General features: G+C 40.7%; 20 protein-coding genes and 2 riboswitches. Of the genes, 13 read left to right on the plus strand and 7 right to left on the minus strand.

Features of this window, described 5'->3' with window-relative positions; all coding sequences use genetic code 11:
• Positions 1-563 precede the first annotated feature (563 nt).
• A complete protein-coding gene (locus tag NSTC745_RS34995; protein ID WP_445635131.1) occupies positions 564-3,266 on the plus strand; it encodes an MGH1-like glycoside hydrolase domain-containing protein in 2,703 nt (900 codons plus the stop codon).
• Between the two features lie 132 nt (positions 3,267-3,398).
• On the opposite strand, the gene NSTC745_RS35000 is transcribed toward NSTC745_RS34995, so the two are convergent.
• Positions 3,399-3,695, minus strand: coding sequence for a type II toxin-antitoxin system RelE/ParE family toxin (locus tag NSTC745_RS35000; protein WP_445635132.1), 297 nt, complete (start codon positions 3,693-3,695; stop codon positions 3,399-3,401).
• Positions 3,692-3,949, minus strand: a complete 258-nt coding sequence (locus NSTC745_RS35005) for a type II toxin-antitoxin system ParD family antitoxin (RefSeq protein WP_445635133.1) — start codon at positions 3,947-3,949, stop codon at positions 3,692-3,694. Before NSTC745_RS35005 ends, NSTC745_RS35000 begins: the two co-directional genes overlap by 4 nt.
• A gap of 714 nt (positions 3,950-4,663) precedes the next feature.
• Between NSTC745_RS35005 and NSTC745_RS35010 the strand changes: the two genes are divergently transcribed.
• Positions 4,664-4,819: an HNH endonuclease gene (locus tag NSTC745_RS35010; protein WP_445638757.1), complete on the plus strand. Its 156-nt coding sequence runs from the start codon at positions 4,664-4,666 to the stop codon at positions 4,817-4,819.
• 93 nt (positions 4,820-4,912) lie between these two features.
• Complete coding sequence (rnc, locus tag NSTC745_RS35015) at positions 4,913-5,596, plus strand: ribonuclease III (protein WP_445635134.1); 684 nt, start codon at positions 4,913-4,915, stop codon at positions 5,594-5,596.
• Positions 5,597-5,643: 47 nt separating this feature from the next.
• Here the strand turns inward: rnc and NSTC745_RS35020 are convergent, their stop codons facing one another.
• Positions 5,644-6,834 (minus strand): sensor histidine kinase, encoded by a 1,191-nt coding sequence (locus tag NSTC745_RS35020; protein ID WP_445635135.1) that lies wholly within the window; start codon positions 6,832-6,834, stop codon positions 5,644-5,646.
• 465 nt (positions 6,835-7,299) lie between these two features.
• Positions 7,300-7,576, plus strand: a riboswitch (cyclic di-AMP (ydaO/yuaA leader).
• A 97-nt stretch (positions 7,577-7,673) separates the two neighbouring features.
• Between NSTC745_RS35020 and ntrB the strand changes: the two genes are divergently transcribed.
• From ntrB to NSTC745_RS35045, 5 genes are all read left to right on the plus strand, one after another.
• Positions 7,674-8,525 (plus strand): nitrate ABC transporter permease, encoded by an 852-nt coding sequence (gene ntrB, locus NSTC745_RS35025; RefSeq protein ID WP_445635136.1) that lies wholly within the window; start codon positions 7,674-7,676, stop codon positions 8,523-8,525.
• A gap of 238 nt (positions 8,526-8,763) precedes the next feature.
• The gene (locus NSTC745_RS35030; RefSeq protein ID WP_445635137.1) at positions 8,764-10,206 is read left to right on the plus strand and encodes an ABC transporter substrate-binding protein; all 1,443 of its coding nucleotides are present in this window, start codon (positions 8,764-8,766) and stop codon (positions 10,204-10,206) included.
• Positions 10,207-10,259: 53 nt separating this feature from the next.
• Positions 10,260-11,096: an ABC transporter ATP-binding protein gene (locus NSTC745_RS35035; RefSeq protein WP_445638758.1), complete on the plus strand. Its 837-nt coding sequence runs from the start codon at positions 10,260-10,262 to the stop codon at positions 11,094-11,096.
• Between the two features lie 37 nt (positions 11,097-11,133).
• Positions 11,134-11,372: riboswitch (cyclic di-AMP (ydaO/yuaA leader) on the plus strand.
• Between the two features lie 201 nt (positions 11,373-11,573).
• Positions 11,574-12,194, plus strand: a complete 621-nt coding sequence (locus tag NSTC745_RS35040; RefSeq protein WP_445638759.1) for a universal stress protein — start codon at positions 11,574-11,576, stop codon at positions 12,192-12,194.
• Between the two features lie 112 nt (positions 12,195-12,306).
• Positions 12,307-13,644 carry an ArsB/NhaD family transporter gene (locus NSTC745_RS35045; RefSeq protein ID WP_445635138.1) on the plus strand — a complete coding sequence of 446 codons (1,338 nt, stop codon included), beginning with the start codon at positions 12,307-12,309 and terminating at the stop codon, positions 13,642-13,644.
• A 44-nt stretch (positions 13,645-13,688) separates the two neighbouring features.
• On the opposite strand, the gene NSTC745_RS35050 is transcribed toward NSTC745_RS35045, so the two are convergent.
• Together NSTC745_RS35050 and NSTC745_RS35055 are read right to left on the minus strand one after the other, a co-directional pair.
• Entirely contained in the window at positions 13,689-13,901 is a 213-nt protein-coding gene (locus NSTC745_RS35050) for a chlorophyll a/b-binding protein (RefSeq protein WP_445635139.1), read from the minus strand.
• Positions 13,902-13,941: 40 nt separating this feature from the next.
• Positions 13,942-14,154 carry a chlorophyll a/b-binding protein gene (locus tag NSTC745_RS35055; protein WP_445635140.1) on the minus strand — a complete coding sequence of 71 codons (213 nt, stop codon included), beginning with the start codon at positions 14,152-14,154 and terminating at the stop codon, positions 13,942-13,944.
• A 711-nt stretch (positions 14,155-14,865) separates the two neighbouring features.
• On the opposite strand from NSTC745_RS35055, the gene NSTC745_RS35060 reads away from it, so the two are divergent.
• Together NSTC745_RS35060 and NSTC745_RS35065 are read left to right on the plus strand one after the other, a co-directional pair.
• Positions 14,866-17,970, plus strand: a complete 3,105-nt coding sequence (locus tag NSTC745_RS35060) for an MFS transporter (protein WP_445635141.1) — start codon at positions 14,866-14,868, stop codon at positions 17,968-17,970.
• Between the two features lie 460 nt (positions 17,971-18,430).
• Positions 18,431-18,721, plus strand: coding sequence for a hypothetical protein (locus NSTC745_RS35065; RefSeq protein WP_445635142.1), 291 nt, complete (start codon positions 18,431-18,433; stop codon positions 18,719-18,721).
• A 208-nt stretch (positions 18,722-18,929) separates the two neighbouring features.
• Here the strand turns inward: NSTC745_RS35065 and NSTC745_RS35070 are convergent, their stop codons facing one another.
• Both NSTC745_RS35070 and NSTC745_RS35075 read right to left on the minus strand, forming a co-directional pair.
• Positions 18,930-19,763, minus strand: coding sequence for a dienelactone hydrolase family protein (locus tag NSTC745_RS35070; protein WP_445638760.1), 834 nt, complete (start codon positions 19,761-19,763; stop codon positions 18,930-18,932).
• A gap of 158 nt (positions 19,764-19,921) precedes the next feature.
• On the minus strand, positions 19,922-20,443 hold the full coding sequence (locus NSTC745_RS35075) for a DUF29 family protein (RefSeq protein ID WP_445635143.1): 522 nt from the start codon (positions 20,441-20,443) through the stop codon (positions 19,922-19,924).
• 1,117 nt (positions 20,444-21,560) lie between these two features.
• On the opposite strand from NSTC745_RS35075, the gene kdpA reads away from it, so the two are divergent.
• The 3 genes from kdpA to kdpC all read left to right on the plus strand — a co-directional run bounded on the left by kdpA (position 21,561) and on the right by kdpC (position 26,552).
• Positions 21,561-23,246, plus strand: coding sequence for a potassium-transporting ATPase subunit KdpA (kdpA, locus tag NSTC745_RS35080; RefSeq protein WP_445635144.1), 1,686 nt, complete (start codon positions 21,561-21,563; stop codon positions 23,244-23,246).
• A 127-nt stretch (positions 23,247-23,373) separates the two neighbouring features.
• The gene (gene kdpB / locus NSTC745_RS35085) at positions 23,374-25,479 is read left to right on the plus strand and encodes a potassium-transporting ATPase subunit KdpB (RefSeq protein WP_445635145.1); all 2,106 of its coding nucleotides are present in this window, start codon (positions 23,374-23,376) and stop codon (positions 25,477-25,479) included.
• A 470-nt stretch (positions 25,480-25,949) separates the two neighbouring features.
• On the plus strand, positions 25,950-26,552 hold the full coding sequence (gene kdpC / locus NSTC745_RS35090) for a K(+)-transporting ATPase subunit C (protein WP_445635146.1): 603 nt from the start codon (positions 25,950-25,952) through the stop codon (positions 26,550-26,552).
• The last annotated feature ends 99 nt before the right edge of the window (positions 26,553-26,651 follow it).

Genomic DNA, 26,651 nt, shown 5'->3' on the forward strand with positions numbered 1-26,651 from the left:
TTGTCGAAGTATTCAAAATTAGGAAAACTAGAAAAAATAAGGGTTTTGGGGTATTTATCTATTGCATTCTTTTTTAAAATTGGTGTGAGGGAAAGGGAAGCAGGGAGCAGGAGGTTAGTTTTGCAAGTATTATTACTTAGTTTTTAATTTTTCCTTTACGTTTCTACACCTTACACCGATACAATTCTTATCCAAATCCCTGATTGTTTGTATAAATACGTAAGTTACTGGTTTGGCTGTTGTTGAAGTTTGAAAGTTTGGAATTTTAACATGCCAAATGCGGTTGTAAATTTGTATGGAAAAAATTTGCGATTTTTAAATCAAATCTTTTTAGACTTAAAAGTTGTTAACGTTTATGTGTAAGCAGTAATATATTGCTTAATTTATTGTTATATTTGAGTATAAATTTATAAAAATTAATATATTTTTTACTGAGTGTATCCTACATTTATTTAAAAATTTTCCTAGCAACTTTTAATCAAAACTTCAGCCCTGTTTTTGCTAAAAAGGCGATACTCCACATAGTACATTAATTAAAGTGCAGATATGCACGGGATGGTATTATGACAACTCAGGAAGAAATTAGATTAGCACAAGCTTTGGATCGGATAGTTCATTGGCAAAGATGGGGGCCATATTTGAGCGATCGCCAATGGGGAACAGTACGCGAAGATTATAGTCACGATGGGACTGCGTGGGATTATTTTACCCATGAGCAAGCTCGTTCTCGCGCCTATCGTTGGGGAGAAGACGGAATTGCTGGTATTTCAGATAATCATCAACGACTTTGTTTTGCGATCGCACTTTGGAATGGTGAAGATTCTATTCTCAAAGAAAGACTTTTTGGTCTAACCGGTAATGAAGGAAATCACGGCGAAGATGTCAAGGAATATTACTTTTATTTAGACAATACTCCCACCCATTCCTATATGAAAATGCTGTATAAGTATCCACAAACAGCATTTCCCTACTCGCAATTAGTTGCAGAAAATCAACGCAGGAATCGCCGAGAATTAGAATTTGAATTACTAGATACAGGTGTATTTGATGATAACCGCTACTTTGATGTATTTATAGAATATGCCAAACATTCCGCAGAAGATATTCTCATCCAAATTAAAGTAGTGAATCGAGGTCTAGAAGCAAAAACACTACACCTTTTACCTACTCTTTGGTTCCGCAATACTTGGTCTTGGAATGGGGATAATAGTAAACCTATTTTAAAAGAAGTCAAATTAACTGATAGTTGCAATACGATTGAGGCATCTCATCCAACTCTAGGAACTAGGTGGCTGTATTGCCAAGAAACAACCGAGATTTTATTTACAGAAAATGAGACAAATAACCAGAAAATTTTTGGTTATGCTAATGGATATGCCTATGTTAAAGATGGTATTAATGATTATATTGTAGAAGGATTAAAAGAAGCTGTAAATCCAGATAAAATAGGTACTAAAGGATCTGCAAATTATATATTAAAAATTGGTGCAGGCGAAACTAAAACTATTAAATTGCGACTCAGCGATACACAAAATTTAGTTGAGCCATTAGGCAAAGATTTTGATGTCATATTTGACAAGCGACAACGCGAGGCAGACGAATTTTATCAGAGAATTGCACCACAATCTCTGAGTGATGATATGCGGAATGTACAGCGACAAGCATTTGCCGGGATGTTATGGAGCAAGCAATTTTATCATTACATTGTAGAGGATTGGCTAAAAGGCGATCGCAACGCACCACCGCCACCACCAGAACGCCAAAATGGCAGAAATCAAGAATGGTTTCATCTATATAATGAAGATATTCTTTCGATGCCTGATAAGTGGGAATATCCTTGGTATGCTGCTTGGGATTTAGCATTTCATACTATTCCTTTGGCAATGATTGACCCAGAATTTGCTAAGTATCAATTGGATGTTTTAACGCGGGAATGGTATATGCATCCTAATGGGCAAATTCCTGCTTATGAATGGAAATTTAGTGATGTTAATCCACCAGTTCATGCTTGGGCAACTTTGCGAATTTATCAGATTGAACAAAAAATTTATGGGCGAACAGACCGACAGTTTTTAGAACGAGTCTTTCAAAAATTAATGCTAAATTTTACCTGGTGGGTAAATCGGAAAGATGCCAAGGGTAACAATGTTTTTCAAGGTGGATTTTTAGGATTAGATAATATTGGCGTTTTTGACCGCAGTGCAGAACTTCCCACAGGTGGACACATCGACCAATCTGATGGTACAAGTTGGATGGGAATGTATTGTTTAAATATGTTGGCGATCGCGTTAGAATTAGCGAAGACTAATCCTGTTTATGAAGACATCGCCACCAAGTTTTTTGAGCATTTTCTATACATCGCTGATGCCATGAATAAAATTGGCGAAATCGAAGCCAGTTTATGGGACGAATCAGATGGTTTTTATTATGATGTGCTGCATTTAAATGAAAAGCAGATTACCTTAAAAGTCCGGTCAATGGTAGGATTAATTCCATTATTTGCCATTGAAACAATTGAACCAGAAACCTTAAAAATCCTTCCTGGTTTCAAAAAGCGATTAGAATGGTTTATCCGCAACCGTCCCGATCTACGTCAGAACGTAGCTTGCATGGAAACCAAAGGAATTGGTGCTAGGAGATTGCTGGCGATCGTTTCTAGAGATAAACTCAGAAGTATTCTCCAAAAAATGCTCGATGAAAGCGAATTTTTCAGTCCCTACGGTATTCGCGCACTTTCCAGATTTCACGCTCAACATCCCTATATTTTTGATGTCAAAGGTTGCCAATTTCGTGTAGATTATGAACCTGCTGAATCTAGTAGCAGCTTATTTGGTGGGAATTCTAACTGGCGCGGGCCTATTTGGTTTCCGGTGAATTTTTTACTCATTGAATCTCTACAAAAGTTTCATTCTTACTTAGGAGATGATTTTAAACTGGAATGTCCTACAGGCTCTGGTAAAATGATGACGCTTGGCGAAATTGCATCAGAAATATCTCAAAGATTAACGAGAATTTTCTTAAAAGATTCTTCTGGTAAACGTCCTGTTTATGGTGCAACGCAAAAGTTTCAAAATGACCCCCATTGGCAGGATTTGATTTTATTCTATGAGTATTTTCATGGCGATAACGGAGCCGGAATTGGAGCTAGTCACCAAACAGGATGGACAGGTTTAGTTGCTAAATTAATCCAGGAATGTGGCGAGTATAAAACACAATATTACGAGCAAAAAAATGATGAAGATAAAAAGGCGATCGCTTTAGCATAAAAATAGGTTAAATTACACCAAGCAACAAATCTCTGGCTTCTTTGAAAACTCGGAGATTTTAAATATCTTCCTTGAGTTATAACAAAATTCATCATTAACAAAAATTAGTCACTTTTAATAGTTATGGTTTGATTATTCATCAGCAAACAAAGAATCTAAATCTCGATAACCGCTGGCAACACGAGTAATACTAATTCCGTCTTCTCTTGGATAGTAGAATATAATGTAATCATCTACAACAAAACCCCGTAGATTTGCTACAAACCTTCCATAACTTTTTCCCATATTAGGAAAATTAGCTACTAATTTACACTTCTGGCGAATGTCGTCAAAAAGCTTACTTGCAGCTTTTGGGTTACTACGGGCAATATATTCACAAATTTCATCTAAATCTCGAATTGCTGCATCTGAAAGTGAATAATTGCTCATTCAGAAGACTCCTCAGCAATTCGACGAATTTTTTCTTGGAATCTGGCAAATACAACTTCACCATCAGTTACTTGTCCCTTAGCGATTTGTTCAGTTCCTACAGCAATTTTTTGTCGTAATTCTTCAATTCGCTGTTCTCTTTCTTGTAGCAGTTTAAAGGCTTCATTTATTACATCATCTGCACTAGCGAATCTACCACTTGCAAGCTGCGCCTGAATAAATTGCTCTAACTCTGGCTTAATTTGGATGTACATATTTGCTCAGTCTATATAACTAATACTGTTATTATCTTTGTTCTAACAACATTGCCACATCAAAAGCAATTGTTGGTTATAGCTACCTCACTTGTGGGAGGTTGGTAGATTTGATGTGATTTTTATCTTACTACCTGCCCATTTTTTAATATCGAACTCGGTTTAAGTAGGATTATATCAAGCGATCGCTTTAATAAATCTTCATAAATCGTCATATTGACAATCCCAGATTAGGTATGCAATTGTGTATTTAAGACAGCATAAATAACCACACTCTAAAGCGCAGGTTTTTGGTAGTTGTCTCAGCAGCAACAATTCCTAGTTTCCTGCCGAGCTTCGTGTCATCCCTTTGGCTGAGTATTTAGCCAAAAGTTTAGTCTACTAATTGATTAGACTTTCGATGGAAAGACAAGATGTTTGGATAAATGTTCAGGGGAAGGGATGACGCGAAACTTGGTAGGAAGCCAGGAATTATTGCTGCTGAGACTTAAACCAAACTCAAGCGAGAGTAGCAAATTTTTTCATAGAGGAAGATTCATTTTTGATAATTTTTCTCAAAATAAATTTGTTAATTCTAGATGTGTGATATTCCAATGCTGCCAAAAACAAAAAGCAAAATGGAAAATCAACAAAATGAATTCCAAACAAAAACGTAATAAGAAACAGCAACTTACTGATTTTTATGGCTCTAATTGTTGGTAGTGTCGTGAAAACATACCACAAGAAAGGTTGACAATTGAACACCTTTTACCCAAAAGTCGTGGCGGCTCTAATTCTTTTGAAAACTTACGCCTTTCTTGTTTTAAGTGTAATAACACTCGTGGAAACAGTATTTATCCACCTATCTGGAAAGTAACTGTTTGTAAATAGCACATCAATTTTTTGAGTATCATATCTGATGGGGTGGGTATCTTACTTACCCTTTTCATTCAATTAAATAGGAAAAAGAAACAAAACGTAAAAATGCACAAACTTCTAACATTTCGTGATGAAAAACTTCTACGCCGTGCGTTGACTCACCGTTCTTATGTTCATGAAAACCCAGGAGAAGGCGAACATAACGAACGCCTAGAATTTCTCGGTGATGCTTTGCTAAATTTCTTAAGTGGTGAATATCTCTATCGCCGTCACCCACACAAGGGAGAAGATGAATTAACGCGGCGGCGTTCTGCATTGGTAGATGAAAAGCAGCTGGCAAAGTTCGCTGAAGAAGTAGATTTAAACTTTAAAATGCGCTTAGGAAAAGGTGCTATTCAAGACGGAGGATACTATAATCCTAATTTACTTAGCAGCACATTTGAAGCCGTTCTTGGTGCTTATTATCTAGATAATAATTCAGATATTGAAGCAGTTCGCGCAATTATAGAACCACTGTTTGATTCTGTACCCGAACAAATTGTTGTTTCTCGTTCTAATGTAGACTCGAAAAACCGCTTTCAAGAATGGGTACAACGCAATGTTACCCAAACTCCTCCTAAATATGTCACAGTTCAAACAGGAGGTTTGTCTCACGCACCAGAATTCGTAGCTAAAGTAATTGTAGGCGAAAAAATCTACGGCGAAGGTAAGGGACGTAATAAAAAAGATGCTGAAAAAGCTGCTGCTGAAGATGCATTAGTTAAATTGAAAAAGCAAGGGTTATTGTAGAAATGAGTTGTCAGAATTCTGAATTCTGAATTCAGTAAATAAATTTCTCATATCTCCAATTCCAATGGCAAAACTATGGTGAAAGTTGAACCAACCCCTACTTCAGAAACTAAATTAATTTCACCTTGCAATAATTTCACCAAGCGCCAAACTATTGCCAATCCTAATCCTGTACTATCAGGAAGGTAAGGACGATCGCCAGCACTGACGCGAAAATAGGGTTCAAATATCTGGGCTTGGTCTTCCGGTGCAATGCCAATTCCAGTGTCAGAAACTGCGATCGCCCATTTGTGTTTTTCCAACACTTGACACATTACAATAATAGTCCCAGACTCTGTATAACGAATTGCATTACTAATAAGATTTGTAACAATCTGTTGCAATTGAAATGAGTCTGTAATTAATTCTTGAGGAGCGCGATCGCAATCTACTACGATTTGTAAGTTTTTCTCCACAGCTAAAGGCTCCAACATTTCATACACATTATTAATGAGTTCCGGCACATTGGTAGGTGCGAGTTGGAGTTTTATTTGTCCGGCATCATACCGCGAAAGTTCCAGCACATCATTAATTAAGTGGAGTAATTGTCTGCCATTGCGTAGCACTCGTTCAATATGTTCTAAATTGGTATAGTTGTCTTTTATCTTCGACTTTCTTCGTTGTTGGCGTAAAAATAAATCCGAGTAACCAATAATTGAAGTTAAGGGATGTTTTAATTCGTGGGCTAGTTGAGAAATATACTCTTGATTGGCGCTAATTAATCGTGTCAGTTCCTGATTGTGCAGCGTTAATGATGTTTGTAACTGCCTTAACTCTCGCAAGCGTTCTTCAAGATAACTCTTGAAACACCGAGCGATCGCTTCATCTACAATAGCGTCAATCAAACGCATAGAACGAATTATCTCTGCGGGCGTTCCTTTCAATAAATCTACGTGAATAGTGTCGAATATTACTGTTCTTAATAGATGATATTCTCTGGCAATCTCTGTAGCATCAAAACCTTGTTCGGCTCGAATCGCCCCATGCTCAAAACTGGCAACAATTATCGACTGAATGTCATTATCCTCAGATTTTGAAAGTACCGTTACCATTGCTTTCAAAACATTCGGAATATGATTTTTGATAGCTGTATAAGATAAATCATCAGCACTTTCAATCCGTCGATCTTTGCGAACTGCTTTTACCCACTTATCTAGGATAGTATCAGTTTTTTCAGCCAGGAATTGACTAAAATCCATTATGTTAAATTCAGCTAACAGAGGGATGATAAATTTGTATATGCAATTAGTTTATCCACTAGAGCGGCGTTTTACCAAAAAAACTTCCAAAATTCACCTATCAAAAGTAATAAATTTCATCTATCGTTGCGTAAGCTAGCAAAAACTTTAAGTATCGCTCGAATGATGTCAGTATATGAAAATATAATGTATAAAATATATTATATTATGAATAAAAATTAGTATCTTACAATGTTGGCTTTTAAGTAAATTGCTCCTGTAACCGTTACTGTGCAATGGCTTTGTTCCTAAAGTAAATAAATCGATCAAAAGCTATAAGATTTATTAATCGCGTATAAACCAGGGTAAAAACTTGAATTTAGTAGTTAAAAGAACAAAGCATTTTAGAAAAGAGATGATTTTTACTGAGCGTTAATGTTATACTCTTCACATCGATGTTATATTGTGCGTAATTTCGTACCTTTTAGAGTAAGTCAGCCTAATCCAGCGCATCTAAAGTGCGTAACGCTGGAGCGGAGGAACCAAATTGTGGGGCGTATCTTGGAGAAAGTCATGAGTTATGAGTTATGAGTTATGAGTTATGAGTTATGAGTTATGAGTTTTTAATTAACTGCTCACTTCTGACTCCCAACTCCTCACTCCTGACTCCTCACTTCTGACTCCCAACTAACAACTTTCTTCAGAAGGGCATCTCTCAGCCCTAGCCCGTCAGCTAACTTCGTAGGCATTGAGAGGAGACTGAAGAGACGGCATTTTTATAATGTTCCGATCTCATCAGTGTCCGAGGCTGGTACTGCTCGATTTTTTGTACCTGCACTTAACCCTGTTGAGGTTTCATAATGATCTTTCAACTAAATTTAGCAGCGATCGCGGCGATCGCTGGACAAGCTGCTTGGAAAAAGACAAAACCCGTCATCAGTAAAGATTTCTTCTTTTTACCTGTTTTGGGTTTTTTGGGAATAATTGTGCTGTGGTGGATTGTTGCACTTGCCAACCACGAATTAATGCCCACCCCGCCAGAAGCACTATCAGCTAATTTGGACTACATCTTAAACCCCTTCTACCAGCGAGGCCCAGGCAACTTAGGAATTGGTTGGTTATTAATAGCAAGTCTGCGAAGAGTAATACTAGGCTTTTTGTTAGGTGCGGTAGTAGCCATACCTTTAGGGTTTCTCATTGGTATGTCGAGACAAGCAATGCTAGCCCTCAATCCCATCATTCAAATTTTTAAACCCGTATCGCCTTTAGCTTGGTTGCCCATAGCTTTAGCTATTTTTAACTTGGCAGATCCTTCAGCTATTTTTGTTATCTTTATCACTTCGTTATGGCCGACAATTATTAATACAGCCTTAGGAGTTTCTAGCGTTCCCAAAGATTATTTAAACGTGGCACAAGTATTGGAAATGCCACGTTGGAGGCAGATTATAAAAATCATTTGGCCTGCAAGTTTGCCCTATATTTTTACAGGTTTGCGAATTAGTTTAGGCATAGCTTGGTTAGTAATCGTTGCTGTAGAAATGCTCACTGGTGGTATTGGTATTGGCTTTTTTGTCTGGGACGAATGGAGTCGCTTAAATCTAAGTTCAGTCTTTCTAGCGGTATTAGTAATTGGCGTAACCGGCTTAATTCTTGATTACATCGTCGGTAAAATTCAAGAAATAGTAACTCGCCGCCCGACATCTGCCAATTAATTACAACAAAATTCAGAACTAGAAATTCGCATTACAAACCCTCCATAACTCTGCGTCTGTGCGCCCACCGTTCGCGAAGCGTCTCCCTTGGGAGAAGTTTTGATGCCTGCGGCGGGCTACGCCAACGGCGGAAGCCGCCGCTCAAACTTCTCTGTGCACGAGCAATTAACCACCAAATTTCAGATTTTGGATTTAACAATTCAAAATCAAAAATTGAGCTATCAACGGAGCCATAAAAATGGTCGATCGCAACTACACTCGACGAGACTTTATCAAAGGAATAGGAGCAACCACAACGACAATAGCACTATCTTCATGTGCAGTTTCCGGAGATAGATCTGCAAAAGGATTAACAGAAGAAGCCTTAGCTGTGCAACGAGTAGTTAAATCCAGCGATTTAGAAAAACCCGATCTGACGGTTGGATACGTTCCCGTTAATGATTGTGCGCCATTTGCGATCGCCTGGAAAAAAGGTTTCTTCCGCAAATATGGTTTAAACGTCACCCTCAACCGCGAAGCCAGTTGGGCCACCTCCCGCGACGGCATCATTTTTGGTCGCTTGGATGCTGCACCCGTAGTATCCGGGGCTGTTACCAACGCCAGAATTGGTGCCGAAGGCGCACGCCACGCCCCATTGTGTGCAGCCATGACCATCCACCGCCACGGTAACGCTATGACCATGAACAAAGCCATGTGGGATTATGGCCTGCGTCCCTGGTACGAGTACCAAAAAAAATACGGCGATGGTGCCCTAGAAGCCTTCGGCAAAGACTTTCGAGGCTACTTCGATAGCCAGCCAGCCGAAAATAAAGTTTGGGCAGTTGTTCTGAGTTCCTCCATTTACGAATACTTTATCCGTTACATATCCGCCGCCGCTGGTGTCGATCCTTTCAAGGAATTCCGCGTTATCATCGTTCCGCCGCCGCAGATGGTGACAAACGTGCGAATTGGTGCCATGCAAGCTTACATGGTTGCAGAACCTTGGAACACCAGAGCAATTACAGGAAACGAAAACATCGGCTTTACCTTCGCCCAAGGCAAAGAAGTCTGGCTGGGACACCCAGACCGACTTTTAGGGGTAATGGAATCTTTCATTGAGAAATATCCTAAAACCTATCGTTCCCTCGTCAAAGCGATGATTGAAGCTTGCCAGTATTGCAGCAAAGTGGAAAATCGCCAAGAAGTTGCCGAACTGCTGACAGACCGTTCCTTTACAGGTGCAAGACCGAAAAATAAAAAGGCTCCAATTGCCAAGTTTACTGCCCCAGGAATTGTTGGTAACTACAACTATGGTGGCTTTGATGGCAAAGACCGCACTATTCAAGCTGCTGACACCACAATTTTCTTTGATATTCCAGATAACATTCCCCAACAGCCAGGAGAACATTCGACATTTTTATGGAGATCTAGAAGTATTTGGTTGATGACTCAAGCAGCAAGGTGGGGGCAAATCAAAGAATTCCCTAAGAATGCCGAGAAATTAGCCGAAAAAGGTTGGAGAGCAGATTTATATCGCGAGATAGCAAGCGAAATGGGCATTAAATGTCCGAAGGATGATTACAAAGTAGAACCGCCAGAAGTATTTATAGATAAGAAAGGCTTTGATCCCAGCGATCCAGTGGGCTATCTGAATAGTTTTGCTATCAGGGCTAATGCTCCGACTAGTTTTTTCATGTCTTAAATACCAAGTTCAAATATTGACCGTGACTAAATTATTGCTGGAGCATTTTGATGATGGAATATACCTCATTACCTATTGATACCCAAACCCAAGTTATGCCCCGTCCTGGATTTTTAGAAATTGAAAATTTAGTCAAGTCTTATCCGACACCAGATAAAGATAATTTTGTCGTTTTAGATGGAGTGAATCTAACAATTGGTGAAGATGAATATGTTTCTGTAATTGGTCACTCAGGTTGTGGAAAATCGACGTTACTGAAGATCATTGGTGGTTTAGAAAAAGCGACTTCTGGCTCAGTACGCTTAGATGGAAAAGAAATCCGGAAGCCAGGATCGGAACGGATGATGGTGTTTCAAAATTACGCATTGTTACCTTGGTTAACAGTGCGAGAAAATATCCGTTTAGCTGTGGATGAAGTGTTAAAAAATGCTAATAGATCTGAAAAAATTAGCATTGTAAACGAACACTTGTCAATGGTAAACTTAACGGCGGCGGCTGATAAGTATCCTGACGAACTTTCTGGAGGTATGAAACAACGCGTAGGTATTGCTAGAGCTTTAGCAATTCGTCCTAAAATGTTATTAATGGATGAACCTTTTGGGGCGCTAGATGCCCTCACTCGTGGTAAATTGCAGCGGCAAGTATTGGATATTTGGGAAAGTCATCGGCAAGCAGTGATGATGATTACCCACGATGTAGACGAAGCAATTTATATGTCCGATCGCATCGTATTAATGACCAACGGCCCAGCAGCTAATATCGGTGAGATATTAGAAGTTCCTTTTGAACATCCACGCGATCGCGCTGCCATGCGTAACTCAAAAGAATACTTTGAACTGCGTAACCATGCCCTCAATTTCCTAGATCGATATTTCACGCAACACGAGTAAAGTAGATTATCATTCTTTTAGCGGGTAGCCTAATTCAAATTCACGAAAGCTAGATTTGAAGCGGAGGAACCATATTATGGGGCTAATCTCATACAAACTGAGGAGTTAAGAGTCAAGAGTTAATAATTATTAATATTAACTAAGTACTCAACGAGAAGTTTGAGCGGCGGTTTCCCCCGTTGGCATCAAAACTTCGGTGACTCAACACTCTTACGAGAGAGACACCTTCCAGTCTTAGCCCGTCAGCTAACTCCGTAGGCAATGGAAGGAACCCCCAACACTTTGGCTGTAATACAGTTGTTATTGGGGTTTCCTCTACCGATTGTAAATTTTAGTCATTAGTCATTAGTCATTAGTCCTTGGTGATTTGCAAAGGACAAAGGACAAAGAACAAATGACAAAATCTAAAATTGGTCGCCCTGCTTCTCATTGCTAGTTTATTTAATTTGGAGAAGTAAAGCTGTGAAAATTAAGCCAATGTTAGCACGTCTGCAAAGTGCCATAGGTCGAGATGACTTAATTGAACAAATGGTATTGTTGCCAGAACCAAAAAATCTATTGTCTCAACAATCTTCGGCAGCAAATTCCGTTAACTTAATTGTTGCCTATGATGCTTCTCCGAACAGTCATACGGCATTGGATCTTGCCTTTTGGATTGCCCATCAAACACGTCTAGCTACCAATACAGAAGTTACAGTCCAAGCTGTTTATGTGTTAGAAGACAATGAAAGTAGCCACTATCCAAACATTTTGAATTTTCCCATACAGCAGCCTTCATTAGAATGTCAGATTAGTGAAATATCAAAATCCCCCACACTTGTCTTAACTCAACCAAAATTGCAGACAGCCATAACTCCCTTGCAAGAAGCGGATAGAATTCTTTGGCAAGCACGAAGTTTGGCTGAAGAATGGCAAGGTTGTTTCAAATCTCATTTGCGGTTTGGTTCCATTTCTACAGAACTTAAAAAAGTTGTGGAATTAGAAGCAGCCGATATCTTGTTTGTTGGTTGTAACTCTGTCAACCATCCTATGATTGAAGCACTAGGTTCTGATTTTCCCTGTGCGGTTTTAGGCATTCCTAGCTGTATTGATGAATAATCGCTATTCAGAATTTCAATAAGTATATCAAATTGTAATCTTAGATAAGTCACCTATAATTAGGTGGCTTTTTTCGCTAATACTCAATCAATTAAACTGTGGGAGTTCAGCTGTGGAAAACTGGCAAGCCATCCTCAGTGTGGTTACATTTATCGGCGTCATCATTTTAGTGATGACAGAATGGGTACACCTCACCATTGCTGCATTATTAGGAGCATTGTTATTAGTTTTTAGCAACGTTATGACTTTAGAACAAGCTGTTAGTTACATCGGCAATAGTCATGGAACACTTGGTTTATTCTTTGGAGTGATGGTGTTAGTACGGGCTTTTGAGCCTACCAAAATATTTGAATATTTAGCTACTCAAATAGTCCTTCTTGCCAAAGGACAAGGCAAGCGTCTATTACTCGGTATAGTGGCTATTGTCACACCCATTTGTGCTGTTTTACCGAATGCCACAACAGTCATGTTGTTAGCACCTTTAATTCCACCAATGGCAAAAGAAATTGGAATAAATTTCGTACCCTTATTAATTTTAATGGTATTTGTAGCTAATAGTGCCGGACTGCTGACTTTAGTTGGCGACCCCGCTACATTTATTGTTGGGGATGCAGTGAATATTACTTTTACTGATTACTTATTAAAGTTAAGTTTAGGAGGAGTAATTGCTGTTGTCACAGTAATTGCAATCCTACCATTTTTATTTCGTAAAATTTGGAATACCCGACTAGATAATCTCGAAGAATTGCCACATCCCCAAATTAATCATCCACGAGCTTTAAGTGTGGGTGCAATTATTGTCTTTTTTGTGCTGCTATTTTTTGTGATTGGAGAATCTCTCCCAGTTCCCATCTCTCCCGCTGCCGTGGCTTTGTTAGGAGCAGCTTTAGCTTTGCTATTATCTCATCATAGCAAAATTGATTCGGTTAATAATATTTTGCGCGATATAGATTGGAGTACATTAATATTTTTTATGAGTATTTTTGTGCTAATAGGAGGGCTGGAAAAAACAGGTGTAATTGATGGTTTATCAGGAGTATTAGCCGCTATTTTAGGGAAAAATATTATTCTAGGTTCGCTAGTTCTGTTATTTTTTGTAGGCATATTATCTAGCGTAGTGCCCAATATCCCTTTAGTGGTGGGGATGGTGCCCTTACTCAAACAGTATATTGTCACTGTTGGTTTAGCACCCGCAGAAGTTCTAGCGCAGGATTTTCAAGGACAGTTTCCCCCAGAAGTTTTACCACTGTTTTATGCAATGATGTTTGGTGCAACTTTAGGAGGTAATGGCACATTAGTGGGAGCATCATCTAATATCGTGGCTGCCGGCATCTCTGAGCAGCATGGACAGCGAATATCGTTTAAAACTTTTTTGCACTACGGTATTCCAGTGATGCTACTACAGTTAGTAACTTCGGCTTTTTATGTGTTATTTCGCTTTTTGCTGTAAAACAAGTAGAGACGTTGCATTGCAACGTCTCTACTAATCATTTGTTAATATCTGATGATGTGCAATACGTCGCGCACAAAACTATAGCCGGCTAAATCCCAAAGTAAATAGAAAACAAAGCCAATCATCGCTAGGCGACCATTCCAAATTTCTGCTTGGGGAGTCCAGCCAAACAAAAAGGCATTGCGGTCTACGCCGTTGTATTCTGGTGCGACTGCTGGTAAATCAGTAGATGGACGAGTTTCTTTATTAACCATTTTTCCCTCCAATGTTTAGTATTTTTTAGGCATTTAACGTTTAGTAGCCAATTATCCGCAGTATGTCGCGCAGGACGCTAAAACCAGCTAAATCCCAAAGTAAATAGGCAAGAAAACCAATCATTGCAAAACGACCATTCCAGATTTCAGCTTGGGGAGTCCAGCCAAATAGAAATTCATTGCGATCGCGGCCGTTGTAAGCTTGAGCTACTGGTGGTAAATCAGTAGACGGACGAGTTTCAGGAGTTTGCATTGCTTTTTCCTCTTAAATTCAACTGCTTTTTAAGTCTTTTATGTGCATTTTAGGTTGCACATCCATTAGTGAGCCAGCGCGGTTTTGGTCTTGGAGGTTTCCCCACGAGCAACTGGCAAACCCGAAGGCTCATTTGTTATTTGCAACAAAGAAACCACAACTGACAATTCCGTTTATCCAGTTCCAATTATTGGCGAATTTTTACAATAGTTAGTTGCCATTTGTTTGCCCTCAATTATTCATTTGTTAACTTTAATGTAGCTATTGATATTTAAATTGCTTTCTGTCTGTGGGCACAAACTACAAGCACTTCTCATGACCGATGCTCGCTCGTGTATTTTTCTAAACAAATCAACCTTGAGAGAGTGATAAAAATAGGTATTTCACCAAATGCTTGGGATTTGTCAGAAAACTACAATTTTATTCAAAATAAATGCGATAAAAACAATTGAAAATTTAGAAAATAACGCTATATATATTAGTAGCAAGTATCAATTTGATTAATATTTACGCCAAGAGATAATAAAATTTATATCTTTCGCTGGATAGTGTTTTCAATCTTTGGAGAGATGCTTTAAACACCTAAATTCCACGATTCTGATCTTAAGAGTTAGGTATTGCCATAGGTAGACTAGATAAATACTAAGAGTTACTTCTCACGAAATTCTTAATCCGCCCAAAAAAAATTAAACACTAAGACAAGGAAATACAATGTTTGAAAGTACGGAAATCATGCTGGGACTCTACAAGCCACTATTGTGGTTAGCACAGGTTCCAGTAGATCCCTCAGTTATCACGCCTTCGGGGCCCCGCTTTTTTGTGGCTTTAATCTCAGGCGTGATTTTAGCTTTTGCTTTTCAATTAGTGCTTACTAATCTCTCTGTTGCAGCCGGTATTTCCTACCTGGGGCGTCCATCCGACTCAGATTCAGATGGTGGTGAAGTCGGAAGTTTGGGCGGCACTATTCGCAAAGTCGGCACAGCAGTAGGACTTTGGACATTAGTTACTGTAACCATCGCTTTATTAATTGCCACTTTCCTGGCTGTGAAGTTGAGCCTTGTGATTTTAGACCCAAGGTTAGGAGCAATTCTCGGTCTGGTGATTTGGGGTGCTTACTTTTTGCTGCTGGTTTGGGTAAGTTCCACCACCGTGGGTTCGTTAATTGGCTCGGTTGTGAATACGGCAACCTCAGGTTTTCAGGCGATTATGGGGACAGCTACCGCCGCATTGGGAGCAAAAGCTGTTAATAACCAAGTTGTAGCCACAGCTGAAGCCGCTGCTGCTGCTGTGCGTCGGGAACTAGGAAGCGCCATCGACCCAGTAAGTATTCGAGAAAATATTGAAGATTACTTAGATAAGCTGCGTCCGCCAGAGTTAGATTTATCGAAGATTCGCAGCGATTTTGAAAATTTACTCAACGACCCGCAAATAAAAGCGATCGCTGGTAGTCCAGACATCCGCAACATCGATCGCCAAAAGTTTATCGATTTAGTCAGCAGTCGTACCGACCTTTCCAAAAAAGATGCTAGCCGCATCGCTGATACTTTGTATAAAGTTTGGCAACAAGTAGTTAGCCAGCAAGCACCCAACCAAGACCGTTTGGGTGAATTGATTGATTATCTCAAATCACTGCCACCCGGACAAACCAAGACAGATGAACTCAATAGCAAGCTGGATCGGTTAGTGGCAGAAATGCGCGGTTCCAAGGAAGCCGACCAAAAAGCTGCACCCGGCCCAATTCAAAGCACACTCCAACAAGGACTATCTGCTTTAACCGGCATAGTGTTAGGACGCACTGATTTATCCGATTTGGATGTGGAAAAAATCCTGCGTAGTCTGACCACTGCCAAAGACAAAGTTACCCAACAAGCAGATAAGCTAGGTTTGCCCACACCAACACCATCCCAACCCTATAGTCCAATTCGGGCTGATGTGGAAAACTACCTGTCCAACACCTATGCTTGGCAACTCAGCCAAGAAAGAATTGCTCAAGAATTTGCCGATGTCATTTATGACCCAGCTGGCGATCCTGGGACAATCCGCAGAGAACTAGAACGGCTATCCCGCAACGATTTCGTCAATATTTTGCAACAGCGGGGATTGCTTACCCAAACCCAAATTCAGCGCATTGCAGACCGATTAGAAATTGTTCGCAAAGAAGTACTGATCCGAGTCACAGGTGAAGAAGAAAGAGAAATCGTACAAGACTTGCAACGCCGAGTTGAAAGTTATCTGCTGGTTACTGCCAAAACAGAGTTAACACCCGAAGGTATTGAGCGCGATTTCAAACCGTTATTGCAAGACCCAGAAGCAGATTATGAAACTCTGGTGTTGCGACTGGCGCACATTCAACGTGACGAAATGCGACAGATATTGCTGGAACGTAGTGATGTGCAGCTGTATGAAGTCGATAGCATTTTGGACGAATTGGAAAAACAACGCGATCGCGCTTTAATTGAATCCAAGAGTCTGGCCGAACAAGCACAATATCAAGCAGAAACTCTGTGGTTGAATGTCGAATCATATCTGCGTAACACTGGCAAAGCAGAACTCAATCCTGATGCCATCCGCGCCGACCTCAAAACCGTACTCGAAGATCCCCAAGCTGGAATTTCTGCCATTCGGGCGCGATTGTCTCGCTTTGACCGCGATACTTTAGTACAGCTATTGAGTCAGCGGGAAGATTTGACCGAAGAGCAAGTTAATCAAATCATTAACGCCGTGGAAGAGTCGTGGCATAGTATCCGCCACGCACCCCAAGCTTTAGCACACAGAGCAAAAGAACAATACGAATCAGTTACCAGCACCATTGCAGATTACCTGCGGAATACTGGCAAACAAGAATTAAATCCAGAAGGTATTCAAAGGGATTTGAATAGATTGTTTGAAAATCCCCAAGATGGAGCCATAGCACTACGCCGCCGATTGTCCCAAGTAGACAGGGATACATTGGTGAAATTGCTCAGTCAACGTGAAGACCTGAGCGAACAGCAAGTCAATGAAATCATTGATTCCGTACAAAATTCGATTCGCAACATTGTACGTGCGCCTCGTCGTTTAGCTACCAGAACACAGCAAAGAGTAGATACATTCAAAGCTTATCTGGAAGAATATCTCCGGCAAACTGGCAAAGAAGAACTCAACCCAGAAGGTATCAAACGCGACTTGCAACTACTGTTGCACGATCCGCGAGTGGGTGTAGAAAGTTTGAGCGATCGCCTATCTCATTTTGACCGTTCTACCATCATCGCCCTGCTGAAAATTCGTGAAGATATCAGCGATGAAGAAGCAGCGCGGATTGCCGATAACATTGTTTCCGTCAGAGATCAATTTGTCGAACAAGTACGGAGCATCCAACGAGGCATTCAAGATGCAATTGACGGAGTATTTGCCCGCATCCGCAACTACCTTAATTCCCTAGATCGCCCAGAATTGAATTATGATAGTATCAAGCGCGATGTCCGTATCTTTTTTGAAGATCCCCAAGCTGGGTTTGATGCACTGCGCGATCGCCTGTCCTCCTTTGACCGCGATACCCTAGTAGCAATCCTGAGTTCTCGTGAGGACATTTCCCAGGAAGACGCCAACCGGATCGTTGATCAAATCGAACGGGCACGCAACACAGTATTGCAACGTGCAGAACGCATACAGCGCGAAGCCCAACGCCGCCTCGAAGAAGTCAAACATCAAGCACAGCGGCAGGCAGAAGAAACCCGCAAAGCCGCAGCTACAGCAGCTTGGTGGTTGTTTGCCACAGCAGTCGTATCCGCCATTTTCTCAGCACTCGGAGGAGCGATCGCTGTAGTTCTTCTCTAAGTTTACAAGTTGTCTCCGCTAAATTTTCAACCTCCCGGTAAGGGAGGTTTTTCTATTTGTATGATATTGGGAGAGGCAATACCGTTTCACTTTAAGGTTGATACATTTAGGCAAGCAGGGAAGCTTCAGGTGCTCTTGAGCAGAGGGGAAAGAATTTGTATCAGGATTTTAGTGAAATGGTACAAGAGGGAATAGGCAAGAGGCCTGCCTCCTGCCCTCTAAATGATAAGTCTTCACCCGAACACGATATGATTTGAGCGTTTTACGGTTTATGTCCTAAGTTATGCTTCAACTGCTGTATTCTTTGTTTTTGCAACTGCAATCTCAGCAATTAGATAGGTGTTTGAGATTTATTAAATGTTTTAATTTGATTAAAGAATTAGCAACAAAATCTCGGTCTAGTACCAACAGACCATCCGGTAAAAGTTAGTAATCTTTCGCGAAGTAGCAATTGAAAATAATGCAAAATACAGGAAATAAAGAAAATACATTAGTTGATAAAATTTTCCGCGACAGCAATGGCAACATTGTTATAGCTCAGCCGCCAAACCCACCACTTATTCTTTGGGCGGCAGCTAGTTTACTATCTCTGGTTTTGACAACTGGCAAAATCAATACAGTCTTAGATGTAGTGGCAAATGGCGCGTTGTTTACTTGGGCGTGGCTGGAATTATTTGATGGCGTTAATTATTTTCGCAGAGGGCTAGGTCTTGCAGTATTTATTGTAATTATCGCGTCAAAAATTCTGTAGTAAGAGCAGGGAACAGGCAACAAACAAAGAAAGTTATCTAAAACCCTTGTAGAGACGTAGCATTGCTACGTCTCTACATTATTTTTTACTCCTATGTCTATTTATAATTACCGCATCTGTGCAAAAATCCCAAATCTTTCCCCTACTTCCTGCGCCCTGCTAAGACCTGCCCTCTAAATGATAAGTCTTTAACAGGGCATCACATAACTTATTGCACGCCATGTTCCTTAAACCACGCTAACAGTCGCTGCCAACCGTCCTTAGCTTCTGTTTCGCGGTAGGAAGGACGATAATCAGCAAAAAAGGCGTGGGGTGCATCGGGGTAGACAATGATTTCAGATTTGCTGCTGCTTGACTTGAGGCGCTCCCGCATTTGCTCTACTGTATCTAGAGGAATACCAGTATCCTGACCGCCGTAAAGTCCCAGAACGGGTACTGCCAGTTTTGAGGCAATATCAACGGGATACTTGGGTTGAAGTTGATTAGCATCACCGACGAGTCGCCCGTACCATGCTACACCTGCTTTCACTTTGGGATTATGCGCTGCGTATAGCCAGGTGATGCGGCCGCCCCAACAAAAGCCTGTAATGGCTAATTTATTAGCATTACCCTTAGCTGATTTCACTGCCCAGTCTAATGTTGCATCAAGGTCGGATAACACTTGGGCATCTGGTACTTTGGCAATAATTGGGCGAATTTCATCGATACTGCTTAATTTTGAGACATCGCCTTGACGGACAAACAATTCCGGAGCGATCGCCAAATACCCTAACTTAGCAAAGCGGCGAGTGATATCCTGAATATGCTCGTGTACGCCAAAGATTTCTGAGAGTACCAGAACAATTGGGAAATTATCACCAGTGGTGGGTAATGCTCTATAGGCAGGAATTTCACCATCTTTAACAGGAATTTTCACCGCACCAGCTACCAAACCCTTGGTATCAGTGGTGATGACTCCGGCAGAAATCGGTTGCACTGCCAAAGCAAAACCCGTCGCCAAGGTGGCTGTGGCGATAAATTTGCGGCGAGTTATTTCTTTCATCATCTCTACCTTGAATTGGCGAAAACTTCTTTGTTTGTTATCCGTACAGTACTATAAAATAAATGTTACATTTTCGCAATCAGCATACCGGAATATTGACTATATTTGTTACTTCAGTATTTTTCCTAGCTTCCACTTTAAAATAAAGAGCGATCGCCTTATTGTTCTCGATTTATCCAATTGCTTCCCCCAGCTAACTGGCTCAAATAATCATCCATAATTACTGGTAATTCCTTTGGCGAATAAGTATATGTTAAAGCCAAGAAACTCACTGCTGTAGATATAATCTGGTTTTTATCTAGCATCGCTGATAATTGAGAGCGAGTCAATTTACCATTCATCGCTTCTTCACTTGCATCTGCGATCGCATCTTCCATAACTTCCTCTTCTATCAAATTTTCCCATTCATTTAAATTGATATAATAAGATGTTTTATTTTCTTTGAGATTTACTTCTCTAATTTCGCGGATTGTATTCCGAATAGAAGCTGCCCAAGAATTTGTTAATCTCTGCTCTAATTGATTCTTCATTAAATGAATCAGTAGAATTCTGACAAACGATTTGATTTGCCGCAGAACTGCCTTTTTACTCATTCCCTCTAATTCATCTACAATTGCCAAGGCATCTGCGTAGCGTCCTTCTAAAATACAAGTTCTGAGGTCTATTAATTCTTGTGTCATTTTGATTAACCTCAAAAATTCATCATGGTAATTTCAATATAACAATGGCTTATAGCAATTTGATTTGCAGAACCGATCTGGTAGGAGCAAACAATGGGCAATAAATAATAAGGAATATCTGCAATAACTCAAGCAAGCGATATCTTCTCTGGGAGACGTTACGCGAACGATGAGCTACGCCTACGCACTTGCAAATAACTGGCTTGTGGTGGCTAACATCAGAATATTAAGGCAAATGCTTATGCTATCGCCTGCAATACTTAAATAAAACTTATGAAATGTAGTATGACAAATACGTAAAAAAGTAATTATAGTAATTTAAATTAAGTAGAAGGACTAAATTAAACCTAACTTGAGGTTGCCGGATTTCGACTTCGCAGAAGTTGAGCGTAGTCGAAACTCAACCCTCATTTTCTCAAGGTTCGAGCATTGAGCGCAGCGATGCCCTGAGCTTGCCGAAGGGTCGAAATGCGTCTTCTAAATAATTGTGTCCGCTTACTTACTATTAAACCAAAGAAGCACAGCCTTGTGTTGCTGTTTCCTCCCTCTAGAGTGTGATTATTATTTTTGATAAGAGGTTAATCTATTTTCTAGAAACCCCTTATATTTTTGAAAGTAGCAAATATTAAAAATCTATTGTATAAACTAATGATACTTACTAGCAGGGCAGATAAATAAGAGTAAAATTTAAATATTCTTAACATAAACTTTAACAGGTATTTGGAAAATAGTAATTGCTTAACGAGTTAAGACAGTCCTTAATCCAGTACTTATTACTGAGAATTATTTGGGTGATATCTATCCAGTAATCCTATTTAATTTTTGCGAAGGTAACTTGCAACTTGAAAAGACTTCTTGACTCTTGGCTCTTACCTGCTTATACCGTTTCACTTTGATGATTATACAAATACGTTGGTAGGGGCACGGCAATGTTCCCTACGCGAAATCTATATGTATCAGGCTTTTAGTGAAATTGTATTAGACAAATAACTTCAAAAATCAAAGGGTACTGCTATAAAATATCGCCAAGTTACAGGCGATGGGAGACATCAACCGTTAATCTGTTATTTTTAGGGATTAGCTTCCAGCACTTAAATTTATATAGAGCATAAAATACATGGGACAAGGATTTTTACAAATCGGCTTAACGCTGTGTATCGTTGTAGCAATTACTCCAGTCTTTGGAAGATACATGGCGCGTGTTTTCTTGGGAGAAAAAACACTGCTTGATTTCTTAATGAACCCGATAGAGCGAAGTATGTACGTACTAGCGGGCGTTCGTAGAAAAGATGATATGACAGCTTGGCAATATATCCGGGCTGTAATATGCACTAATCTGATTATGGGGATTTCAGTGTATTTACTGTTATATTTTCAAAAATTCTTACCCTGGAATCCTAATGGTTTTGGCAGGCCTAATTGGGATGTGTTGCTGCACACAACTATTTCCTTTTTAACAAATACCGACCAGCAACACTATGCTGGTGAGACAACCTTAAGTTATTTTAGTCAGGTATCAGCTTTAGGCTTTTTGATGTTCACCTCCGCAGCCACCGGCTTAGCGGTGGGAATTGCTTTTATTCGGGGGTTGACGGGTAGAAGACTAGGTAACTTTTACGTAGATCTCACCCGTGCCATTACACGAATATTACTACCAATATCAATTGTTGGCGCGATCGCTTTGGTTTTAGTAGGTGTACCGCAAACATTAGCTAAGACTATCGATGTGACAACCTTAGAAGGTGGAACCCAGTACATTGCCAGAGGACCGGTAGCATCCTTTGAAGCGATCAAAATGTTGGGCGAAAATGGCGGCGGCTTTTTTGGCGCTAATTCTGCCCATCCCTTTGAAAATCCCAATGGCGCTTCTAATTTAATCGAAGCGATCGCCATGATTGCCATACCAGCAGCCTTGATTTACACTTATGGCGTGTTTGCCAACAACATCAAACAAGCGTGGCTGCTTTTCTGGATGGTGTTTGGGGTTTTTGTAGTTCTGGTTGGGGTCACAGCCGTGGGAGAACTACAAGGTAATCCCCTGGTAAACAGAACCGTTGGATTAGAACAGCCTTCTTTAGAGGGTAAAGAAGTCCGATTTGGTTGGGCACAAACGGCATTGTGGGCAGTTATGACCACCGCTACCATGTGTGGTGCTGTGAACGGGATGCACGATTCTCTAATGCCACAGGGAATATTTTCGACTCTCTTCAACTTATTTATCCAAATTATCTGGGGCGGTCAAGGAACTGGAACAGCTTACTTATTGATTTACTTAATTCTCACCGTTTTTCTAACTGGGTTAATGGTGGGACGCACCCCAGAATTTTTAGGACGCAAAATTGAAAAACGAGAAATCGTCCTTGCCAGCGTAGTGCTGTTAATTCACCCAATTGTAGTTTTAATTCCCAGCGCCATCGCCTTAGCTTATCCCATTTCCCTATCTGGAATTAGCAATCCTGGCTATCACGGCATTTCCCAAGTAGTTTATGAATTTGCCTCAGCTGGGGCAAATAATGGTTCTGGCTTGGAAGGATTGAAAGATAATAGCCTCTGGTGGAACTTAAGTACTTTATTTAGCTTGATAGTAGGACGCTACATTCCCATGTTTGCCATCCTCCTCTTAGCTGACGGCATGTCTCGCAAACAAGAAGTCCCCGAAACTCCCGGCACCCTGAGAACTGATTCTTTAGTATTTATTGGGATCGCTGGTGGAGTAACCCTGATTTTGGGAGTCTTGACTTTCTTTCCAGTTCTAGCTTTAGGCCCCATAGCCGAAGGTTTGCAGCTAGCCTCTGGCAGCTAGATAAATTATGAGTGATGAGTGATGAGTGATGAATTATGAGTTGTCAATTAATAACTCCTAACTTTTAACTTCTAACTCCTCACTCCTAACTCCTAACTCCTAACTTTTAACTCTCATTCCTAATTTTATGAATAAAGCGGCAACTACCTCCAAAGCTAGACGCCCCAGTTCTCGTCCTGGCGATCGCCGCCAAGCACGTAAAAAAGCTAGAATAAATACTAAGTGGTTGTACTTAAGGGCCGTTCGAGATGCTTTTATCAAGCTCAACCCTAAGTATGCAATCAAAAATCCGGTGATGTTTTTGGTTTGGGTGGGGACGATCGTTACTATATTGGTAACCATCGATCCCAACTTATTTGGCCCAACCAACCAAAAGAACCCGCAAGTGTTTAACGGCTTGTTATCAGGGGTTTTATTCTTTACAGTTTGGTTTGCTAATTTTGCAGAAGCCGTAGCTGAAGGGCGAGGAAAAGCGCAAGCTGATGCCTTGCGGTCTACAAAATCAGAGACCATTGCTAAAAAACTCGCTGCCGATGGCACAGTGAGTGAAGTTTCATCCACCAGCCTCAAACAAGGCGATAATATCTACGTAGTCGCTGGCGATATTATACCTGCCGATGGTGAGGTAATCATGGGTGTGGCCTCTGTGGACGAATCGGCAATTACTGGGGAATCTGCACCTGTATTAAAAGAATCCGGTTCTGATGTTGCCAGTTCCGTCACCGGTGGGACGCGAATTATTTCCGATGAATTAATTATCCGCATCACATCTGACCCAGGTAAAGGTTTTATCGACCGGATGATTGCCTTGGTGGAAGGGGCAGAACGCAGCAAAACACCAAATGAAATTGCCTTAACGGTGTTGTTAGCAGTTCTCAGCCTCATATTTTTGTTTGTTGTGGCGACTTTGCCCGCACTTGCCTACTATGTCAATAGTCCAGTTAGCGTGCCAATTTTGATTGCCCTATTAGTAGCATTGATACCCACCACCATCGGAGGATTACTGAGTACCATCGGCATTGCTGGTATGGATCGAGTCGCCCAATTTAACGTCATTGCCACCTCAGGACGAGCCGTAGAAGCCTCTGGAGACGTCAACACTCTTGTTCTCGATAAGACCGGTACAATTACCCTTGGCAACCGCTTGGCAGAAGAATTTATTCCGATCAACGATCATACAATGGCGGAAATTGCCAGCGTTGCCTGGGCAGCTAGCGTATTTGATGATACCCCAGAAGGTAAATCCATTGTGCGGCTGGCAGAAAGGTTAGGCGCAAGATTTGATTTTGATGCCAGTCAAGCTGAAGGTGTGGATTTTTCTGCCAAAACCCGCATGAGTGGAACCAACTTACCCGGCGGACACGAAGCCAGGAAGGGAGCGGTGGGAGCCATTAAAGGATTTGTTCGTTCCCGCAACGGACGCGATACTCCAGAATTAGATGCAGCCTACGAACGAGTTTCATTGTTAGGAGGTACGCCCCTAGCAGTTAGCCTAGATAACGAAATCTACGGAGTTATTTATCTTAAAGATATTGTAAAACCTGGTATCCGCGATCGCTTTCTTGCACTGCGACGTATGGGAGTGCGTACCGTGATGCTAACAGGGGATAACAGAATTACAGCTTCCGTCATTGCCAAAGAAGCTGGGGTGGATGACTTCATCGCCGAAGCCACACCAGAAGACAAAATCAGCGTCATTCAACAAGAACAAGCAGCAGGCAAACTAGTCGCCATGACAGGGGACGGAACTAACGATGCTCCTGCATTAGCTCAAGCTAACGTCGGGGTGGCGATGAATACAGGAACCCAAGCGGCAAAAGAAGCCGCCAATATGGTAGATCTGGACTCCGATCCCACAAAATTAATCGACATTGTAAGTATTGGCAAACAATTGCTGATTACTCGCGGCGCATTGACTACATTTTCCATCGCCAATGATATTGCTAAATACTTTGCGATTATTCCAGTAATCTTTGTCGCTGCTAACTTGCAAAGTCTGAATATTATGAATTTGACCAGCCCTAATTCTGCTGTATTATCAGCACTGATTTATAATGCTTTGATTATTCCGGCTTTGATTCCCTTAGCATTGAAGGGCGTGCGATTTAGACCCCTAACAGCTAATCAGTTATTACAACGTAATATATTGATTTATGGTTTAGGTGGAGTAATTGCGCCGTTTATCGCTATTAAGTTGATAGATATGCTGATTACAGCTGTAGGCTTAGCTTAACAACAGCAAAAGTAGAGATGGCGCAAAATTAGCGCCTCTTACCTTGGTAGGATAATTGATATTTTTGCCAGTTTTATTTTTACTTTTAGCTGTTGAGAGGGTAAACAAAAGGAATACGAATAAATATAGTATAGTTACTCAAAACTGAGAAATAACCTTGAGATTGGCAGTTCAATGACTCATACAAAAGCACTGCTTGGGCGATATCCTTTGTTTGGGAAGACACTTCCAAACAAAGAAATATTAGACTGTTCGCAGTCAACAGTTAACGCTCGTCATCAATCAGCAACTTCAAGCAGTTGTTTTTATTTCTGGGAGTTCCCTAACATCTACCACTCGCTATTTTTAGCTTGCTGTGGTTGAATGTGGTAGTTCTCCAATGATTCATGCTGTTGACAGCATCCTGTTTGGCAAAAAAATTAAAAATTAAAAATTAAAAATTAATTTTAGGAGCAAGTAGAAAATTTATTATGGCTATTATTCGAGAAACAATCAGAGCAATTTTCATAACTCTAATGCTTTGGTTGTTAACTGCGATCGTTTATCCTCTTCTAATCCTTGTAGTGGGTCAAGTTTTCTTACCCTACCAGGCTAACGGGAGCATCGTGCTGAATTTAAATAATCAACCAATTGGCTCAGCTTTAATTGGTCAAACTTTCACATCTGAAGGATATTTCCATTCTCGTCCTAGTACTGTTAGATATAGCCAAGGTAGAAAAGCAAGGCCAACTGGCATATCTGGAGCTAGCAATCTTGCTCCTAGCAATCCAGAGCTACTCAATCGGATTGTAGAGCAGTCAAATCAATTACGAGACGAAAATCTTGAAGCGATCGCTGATATTATCTACACCTCTGGTTCGGGTTTAGATCCCCATATTTCCTTCAAAGCAGCACGCCAGCAATTAGAGCGAGTAGCTCGCGCCCGTGGAGTCGAACAAGACGAAATTTTGCGTCTAATTAATAAATATACTGATGGCAGATTTTTATGGATTTTTGGCGAACCTGGCGTCAACGTCCTCCGATTAAATTATGCTCTCGACCTACAAGATATTAATCGTCAGCAAAATCAGTAAATCGGCCAAACAGGGCATGGGGCAAGCAGGGAGTGTGGGAGGTGTGGGAGGATGGGGAAGAAATCTTTCCCCCCACACTTCTCTATCCCCTCATCTCCC

This window comes from Nostoc sp. DSM 114161, from assembly GCF_052692665.1.

Bases quoted from the DNA above. Each gene is read 5' to 3' on its own strand.
- NSTC745_RS34995 (WP_445635131.1), top strand. From the start codon at position 564: ATGACAACTCAGGAAGAAATTAGATTAGCACAAGCTTTGGATCGGATA.
- NSTC745_RS35000 (WP_445635132.1), bottom strand. From the start codon at position 3,695: ATGAGCAATTATTCACTTTCAGATGCAGCAATTCGAGATTTAGATGAA.
- NSTC745_RS35005 (WP_445635133.1), bottom strand. From the start codon at position 3,949: ATGTACATCCAAATTAAGCCAGAGTTAGAGCAATTTATTCAGGCGCAG.
- rnc (WP_445635134.1), top strand. From the start codon at position 4,913: ATGCACAAACTTCTAACATTTCGTGATGAAAAACTTCTACGCCGTGCG.
- NSTC745_RS35020 (WP_445635135.1), bottom strand. From the start codon at position 6,834: ATGGATTTTAGTCAATTCCTGGCTGAAAAAACTGATACTATCCTAGAT.
- ntrB (WP_445635136.1), top strand. From the start codon at position 7,674: ATGATCTTTCAACTAAATTTAGCAGCGATCGCGGCGATCGCTGGACAA.
- NSTC745_RS35030 (WP_445635137.1), top strand. From the start codon at position 8,764: ATGGTCGATCGCAACTACACTCGACGAGACTTTATCAAAGGAATAGGA.
- NSTC745_RS35035 (WP_445638758.1), top strand. From the start codon at position 10,260: ATGGAATATACCTCATTACCTATTGATACCCAAACCCAAGTTATGCCC.
- NSTC745_RS35040 (WP_445638759.1), top strand. From the start codon at position 11,574: ATGTTAGCACGTCTGCAAAGTGCCATAGGTCGAGATGACTTAATTGAA.
- NSTC745_RS35050 (WP_445635139.1), bottom strand. From the start codon at position 13,901: ATGGTTAATAAAGAAACTCGTCCATCTACTGATTTACCAGCAGTCGCA.
- NSTC745_RS35055 (WP_445635140.1), bottom strand. From the start codon at position 14,154: ATGCAAACTCCTGAAACTCGTCCGTCTACTGATTTACCACCAGTAGCT.
- NSTC745_RS35060 (WP_445635141.1), top strand. From the start codon at position 14,866: ATGTTTGAAAGTACGGAAATCATGCTGGGACTCTACAAGCCACTATTG.
- NSTC745_RS35065 (WP_445635142.1), top strand. From the start codon at position 18,431: ATGCAAAATACAGGAAATAAAGAAAATACATTAGTTGATAAAATTTTC.
- NSTC745_RS35070 (WP_445638760.1), bottom strand. From the start codon at position 19,763: ATGAAAGAAATAACTCGCCGCAAATTTATCGCCACAGCCACCTTGGCG.
- NSTC745_RS35075 (WP_445635143.1), bottom strand. From the start codon at position 20,443: ATGACACAAGAATTAATAGACCTCAGAACTTGTATTTTAGAAGGACGC.
- kdpA (WP_445635144.1), top strand. From the start codon at position 21,561: ATGGGACAAGGATTTTTACAAATCGGCTTAACGCTGTGTATCGTTGTA.
- kdpB (WP_445635145.1), top strand. From the start codon at position 23,374: ATGAATAAAGCGGCAACTACCTCCAAAGCTAGACGCCCCAGTTCTCGT.
- kdpC (WP_445635146.1), top strand. From the start codon at position 25,950: ATGGCTATTATTCGAGAAACAATCAGAGCAATTTTCATAACTCTAATG.